Origin of the sequence: Kaistella sp. (assembly GCF_032060305.1) — a bacterium.
Lineage (GTDB): Bacteria > Bacteroidota > Bacteroidia > Flavobacteriales > Weeksellaceae > Kaistella > Kaistella yananensis.
Genome location: NZ_DAMBHK010000061.1, coordinates 9632 through 15346 on the forward strand (window position 1 = coordinate 9632; position 5715 = coordinate 15346).

Below are 5715 nucleotides of genomic sequence, written 5' to 3' on the forward strand. Positions count from 1 at the left end.
GTAGGATCTTCGGGACGTTTTTTCAGAATCATCATCCCATACATTCCAATCTGCTCTTGCAGACCGGTGTGAGAGTGATACCAGTGGGTTCCGTTTTGGATGATGGGAAAGGAATATGTATAAGTGGATTTGGGTGGAATGGGTTTTTGGGTAAGCCATGGAACCCCATCTTCTTTATTTGGAAGATGAAGACCGTGCCAATGCAGAGAAGTTTCTTCATCCATCAAATTGTGGACAATAACTTCTGCCGTATCTCCTTCGTAAAACTCCAGTTTTGGCATCGGAATCTGTCCGTTCACAGCAATGGCGCGTTTCTGTTTGCCCGCAAAATTTACCAGGGTATCTTTCACATAAAGATGGTAGGTCACTTTGCGCCCAGCTTTCAGGTTTTTTTCAGGCATCGGTATGACCATTTTGTGTTCACCATCTATTAGGGTATTTCCGTGTGCAGAATGATCTGTATCACTTTCGTTTTGCGGGACCAAATTCATACCACACTTTGGACACTTTCCGGGTTTGTCTGAAACCACTTCCGGGTGCATCGGACACGTGTAACTTTTTTGCGCTGCTTCATGCTGATGCTTATCTGAAGTTTGATGTTGAGGGATTTTGCCGGTAGCCTGATACTGGCTGCTTTCCTTCTGAGGAACCAGATTCATTCCGCATTTGGGACACTTTCCGGGTTTGTCCGAAACCACCTCGGGGTGCATCGGACAGGTGTACATCTTTTGCGCTGCTTCATGCTGATTAAGATCTGAAGTTTGATGTTGTGGGGTCTTAACGGCGGCTGGATCTTTCGGTGTTGGTTTAGCCTTTGGCAGGACCGTTTTTTTAACTTCCGTTACCGTCTTTGTTTTTGCAGCGGTAATTTCAGATTTCTTAGCCGTAGTTTTTTTAACTGCTGTAACTTTTTTAGGAGCAGCTGCGGGTTTGGCTGCCGGTTTTTTTTCGGTGATGGTTTTCTTCACCAGTGTCATGCCGCAAATGGGGCAGTTACCGGGTGCTGATTTCACGACCTGTGGATGCATCGGGCAGGTGTACACGGTTTTGGTGCTCTGTGAATAACTGTTTATGGACATTGCCATAAATAGAAAGAGCGAAAATATATATTTCATCTTGTGATTATTTAATTTTTAACAAACTTGCATTAAGTGCGACCACGATGGTGCTTACACTCATCAGCACTGCGCCCATGGCGGGACTCAGGACAAATGTAGGATACAGAACACCCGCAGCAAGTGGAATAGCCACGACGTTGTAGCCCACTGCCCATACGAGATTCTGGATCATCTTGCTGTAGGTTTTCTTTCCAAAATCTATCATTTTCACCACGTCTCGAGGGTCACTGTTGACCAGAATAATATCTGCGGTTTCGGCAGCAACATCAGTTCCGCTGCCAACTGCAATGCCTACATCTGCTGCTGCCAAAGCCGGTGCATCATTTACGCCGTCACCTGTCATGGCAACGATTTCTCCTTTATCCTGAAATTCTTTTACTTTTTCCTGTTTGTGGTGCGGAAGTACATTTGCCAGATATCCGTCCATTCCTAACTGCTTTGACACCGCCGCCGCTACCTTTTCGTTATCACCTGTAAGCAGGAATGATTTAATGTTCATGCTTCGAAGTTGGTCAATAGCTTCTTTTGCGCCTTCGCGAATGGTATCTGCTAAAGAAACAATACCCACGGGCACGTCATCAATCAAAATAAAGTTCACTGTTTCTGCATCCTGGTTGATTTCTTCCGGAATGGCAGGTACCTGTTTATTGTTTTGAACAAAATAATTAGGACCAGCCGCGACAACCGATTTACCGTTTACGATTCCTGTCACTCCAATTCCCTGCATGTAGCGGAAACTGTCTGACTTCCATAGCTCCAGTTTTTTCTCGGAAAGGGTCTGCATGATTCCTTTTGCAATGTGATGTTCGGAGTTCTGCTGCACTGCTGCTGCATACTGGAGTAAATCGTTTTCCGAATAGTGTTCCGTTAGAGGAATGATTTTCTGCACGGTGTGGGAACCTTTCGTAAGGGTGCCGGTTTTATCGAAAATAATGGTCGATAATTTTCTCGTGGTTTCAAAAGCCGTTCGGTTTCTGATGAGTAAACCATTTGTCGCTGAAAGTGTAGTGGAAATGGCCACCACCAGAGGGATTGCCACTCCTAAAGCATGAGGGCAGGCCGTTACCATTACCGTTACCATCCGTTCCAGAGCAAAAGCCAAATCTCCCATGGTGATGTACCAGTAAGCGAAAGTTCCTACTCCCACCACAATTGCTACTATAGTAAGCCATTTGGCTACTTTATCCGCCAGATTCTGAGTGTTCGACTTTGCTGCCTGCGCATCCTGAACCAAATTAATGACCTTATTGAGGTACGAATCCTTCCCAACCCCTGTTGCTTTTATCTTTAAAGCCCCGTCTCCATTGATAGACCCTGCGATAACCTTTCCACCGGACTCTTTTCTTACAGGAACACTTTCTCCCGTCAGCATGCTTTCATTTAAGTAAGAAGTGCCCTCGACAATCAGACCGTCAGCGGCGACTTTTTCGCCCGGTCTTATGATTACAGTATCTCCGTTTTTCAGCTGTTCCAGTTTTATTTTAACCGGACTTCCGTTCTGCTCGACGGTTACGTCATTTGGTAGTAAGGCAACTAGAGATTGCAACGCTTTTGAAGCAGCCATCTGCGAACGCATCTCGAGCCAGTGCCCAAGAAGCATGATCACAATTAAGGTGGCAAGTTCCCAGAAGAAATCCATGCCCGGCAGCCCGAATACGACGGCAACGGAATAGACATAAGCTACGGTAATCGCCAAAGCAACGAGCGTCATCATCCCAATAGCTCCGGCTTTCACTTCGCCCAAAAACCCTTTGAAAAAAGGCATTCCACCGTAGAAATAAATAATACTTCCCAAAACCAGAAGTACATATTTATCACCGTTAAAAGCAATTGTGAAACCAAGCCACTGCTGAATCATATGAGAAAGCAGAAGGACCGGAACGGTAAGTGCCAAAGAGATCCAGAATCTCTTCAGGAAATCCGGAGTATGATGACCTGCATGTTTGTCAAATCCCGCCGCTGAACTATCAGATTCTGAGTTATGAGCATGATTCTGATGATGATGGCTGTGTTCGTCTTTTTCAGGTCGGGCGGTTCCTCCCAAGGGAATTAAGTTCATTCCGCAAAGTGGACATTTCCCCGGTTCGTCCTTCAATATCTGGGGATGCATGGGACAGGTGTATTTTTTCATAATTCAATTTTTTGCGTTAAATTCTGCTATTTGAGATTACTTCCGGGTTTGAAGTTCCTTAATTTTCGCCCTCATGACGGCAATTTCCTCCTCCTGTGCTTTGATAATTTCCTCGCCCAACTTTCTCACTTCCGGATCGACCAGATTACTTTCTTCGACCATAAGAATAGCCCCTGCATGGTGTGGAATCATGGACTTTAGGAACTGGACATCTCCCACGGCTGTCTGCTGCCGAATGCCAGACCAAAACAGCACCATCGCCAACACACCGACACCCATCAGTACCTTGTTGAGTTTTTTATTGGGATACATCTTTGCCATTAACAGCAGTTCGATGATCAACATAGGAGAAGCCATTAGTCCGGCCATATAAAACTGATTGATATTGGGAATCACATTGGATAACCGATCAACCATCGCATACATTAATATAAACATGGATACGAAGGAAATGAGAAGCATCCAAAACAACTTTTTGTATGCCCCGCTGTGATCCATTTGTTCACTTTCTTTTTTTGAATCCATATTCTGTGTAGAATGAGTTTTCCCCGAGGCACTATGGTCCGGAGAAACTTTGTGGCTGTGCGTTGATTTGTCCATTAAAATGGTTTTTGTTATTTAGTTAAACGTAAGGACTTTTAGCAACATTTCTTGTCCTGCTGAACTGGGGGACAAGGCACTGTTCCGTAACTGCAATACACACAGCAGTCGCCCTGTTTTGGTTTTAAAACGATCCTGCATTTTTCGCATTCGTAGAAATACTGGCAAGAATCTGTAGGCATTGTTTCCTCCTTCCTGTGTCCGCAATTGGGGCAGGTGATTATTGACTGTAATTTGACTGTATTCATCTGTTTAATAATTTATTATGGTTTTTCAGGACCAAGGGTTTCCAATTGATATTCTTTTTTGTCAGTTACTACATATCCGGTAGCGTTTATGGCGTTTTCGATTTCATCAATGTTTGTTTTTGAATCATCAAATTTCACAACTGCATTTTTGTTTTCGTACGAAGCGTCTGAACTTATAATTCCCGTCAGTTTATTTACTTCGCTATTGACATGTTCACCACAGCTTGCGCAGGTCATTCCACTAATTGTAAATTCTATTTCCCGGATATTAGATTGGTCTACTATTATAATTTGCTTTTCTGTTTTTGGATAGAAAACAGCTGAATAGTAGGGGAAGGCAAGCATAACGACTGCAAATAGGGTAACAATCCCTAAAAACATTTTCGACTGCGTGAATGGTATTTTTTCATCTTTCTCGCAGCTACAGTCTAATTGTTTTTTGGGTTTTAGTTTAAGATACCAGGCAAAACCAAGAACGAAAACTGTTAACGCGATTAAATAAGGCCGTAAAGGTTCGAGCCAGGAAAAAGTCGCAGCAATTCCGCTTGTTCCTGCTATTAAAACCAATACTGGTGTAATACAACACAATGAAGCGGTAACTGCTGTCAAAAGTCCTGCTCCGATTAATTTTCTGTCTGTTTTCATATTGTTTTAAGTTTCTACTTGATATTTAAAGATCTAAATTAATGCTAATTTCAAAAATAGATTTATTTTGTTTGACAATGGTTTTTCTTATAAATTATTTAAAATATATTGAACTCTTTCTGCAGGAGGCAAAACCGGAACAAAAACGATAGGGAAACCGAGATTGGTATAAGTTTCTATTATTAACATATGAATTACTTTTTGATCGTCTTCATTTTCCGTTCTCGCGTAGTCTTTGGTAAAAGGCAATCGGTCTAAAATAAAGATTTTTTTGTAGGAAACCCCGTTGACGGCATTAAGTAACTTTTCATCATAATCCAAGTTTAAAAATTGATAATAAGCCATTGCGTCCGGGATAGCCCTGTCCAAAAAAACCATATCCTCCTTATTGAGCGATCCTTCTTGGGCAATCTGCATATCTAACACGCCCAATTGAAATTTCTTCTTATTGCTTCTAATTTCTTTAACGGAATTTCCTTCATTATGCATGGTATCAATGTAATGCCTGGCGTGCTCAATTGTCGTATGGTAACCTTGCTTCTGAAGCAAATCAATGGTCGTTGTTTTTCCGGTACTGGGTCCGCCGGTAATCACATACCAGTTGGTCTCTTCTGAATGCTTGATTTTACTGTCCCTTATATGATTCATATCTCCAAATTATAATTCTTCAATATCATAAAGTTGCGGTATTTGGGAATCCCAGCCGTAGGTTTCTTTTATGCCCAGCTGCAGCGCTTCTGCGCCTTCCTTCTCCCCATGTACGATGAAAATTCTTTCCGGAATATTTGTTATTCCATTCATCCAGCCAAGGAGTTCATTGTGGTCTGCATGTGAAGACAGTCCTTCAATTTCCGCTACTTCCATATTGAACGGCACCCATTTTCCGTACACTTTTAGTTCTTTCTCACCCTCCAATAATTTTCTTCCACGGGTTCCTTCGGCCTGATAGCCAACAAAAAGCAGGGTATTATCA

The 5715-nt window shown here is 42.6% G+C and carries 7 protein-coding genes; all 7 read right to left on the reverse strand.

Annotated features, from left to right (window positions below; genetic code table 11):
• A partial coding sequence (locus V5N63_RS08995) for a heavy metal-binding domain-containing protein (protein ID WP_332033675.1) occupies positions 1 to 1115 on the reverse strand: 1115 nt, incomplete at its 3' end.
• 7 nt (positions 1116 to 1122) lie between these two features.
• Positions 1123 to 3249 (reverse strand): heavy metal translocating P-type ATPase, encoded by a 2127-nt coding sequence (locus tag V5N63_RS09000; protein ID WP_332033676.1) that lies wholly within the window; start codon positions 3247 to 3249, stop codon positions 1123 to 1125.
• A gap of 36 nt (positions 3250 to 3285) precedes the next feature.
• Complete coding sequence (locus V5N63_RS09005; protein ID WP_228438156.1) at positions 3286 to 3849, reverse strand: DUF305 domain-containing protein; 564 nt, start codon at positions 3847 to 3849, stop codon at positions 3286 to 3288.
• A gap of 38 nt (positions 3850 to 3887) precedes the next feature.
• On the reverse strand, positions 3888 to 4097 hold the full coding sequence (locus V5N63_RS09010; protein ID WP_082423508.1) for a GDCCVxC domain-containing (seleno)protein: 210 nt from the start codon (positions 4095 to 4097) through the stop codon (positions 3888 to 3890).
• Positions 4098 to 4112: 15 nt separating this feature from the next.
• Entirely contained in the window at positions 4113 to 4742 is a 630-nt protein-coding gene (gene merTP, locus V5N63_RS09015) for a mercuric transport protein MerTP (RefSeq protein WP_332033677.1), read from the reverse strand.
• A gap of 87 nt (positions 4743 to 4829) precedes the next feature.
• A complete protein-coding gene (locus V5N63_RS09020; RefSeq protein ID WP_332033678.1) occupies positions 4830 to 5390 on the reverse strand; it encodes an ATP-binding protein in 561 nt (186 codons plus the stop codon).
• 9 nt (positions 5391 to 5399) lie between these two features.
• A partial coding sequence (locus V5N63_RS09025) for an MBL fold metallo-hydrolase RNA specificity domain-containing protein (RefSeq protein WP_332033679.1) occupies positions 5400 to 5715 on the reverse strand: 316 nt, incomplete at its 5' end.

What these genes read in the sequence shown, in the direction of transcription:
- merTP (WP_332033677.1), bottom strand. Translation starts at nt 4,742, where the DNA reads ATGAAAACAGACAGAAAATTAATCGGAGCAGGACTTTTGACAGCAGTT.
- V5N63_RS09000 (WP_332033676.1), bottom strand. Translation starts at nt 3,249, where the DNA reads ATGAAAAAATACACCTGTCCCATGCATCCCCAGATATTGAAGGACGAA.
- V5N63_RS09010 (WP_082423508.1), bottom strand. Translation starts at nt 4,097, where the DNA reads ATGAATACAGTCAAATTACAGTCAATAATCACCTGCCCCAATTGCGGA.
- V5N63_RS09020 (WP_332033678.1), bottom strand. Translation starts at nt 5,390, where the DNA reads ATGAATCATATAAGGGACAGTAAAATCAAGCATTCAGAAGAGACCAAC.
- V5N63_RS09005 (WP_228438156.1), bottom strand. Translation starts at nt 3,849, where the DNA reads ATGGACAAATCAACGCACAGCCACAAAGTTTCTCCGGACCATAGTGCC.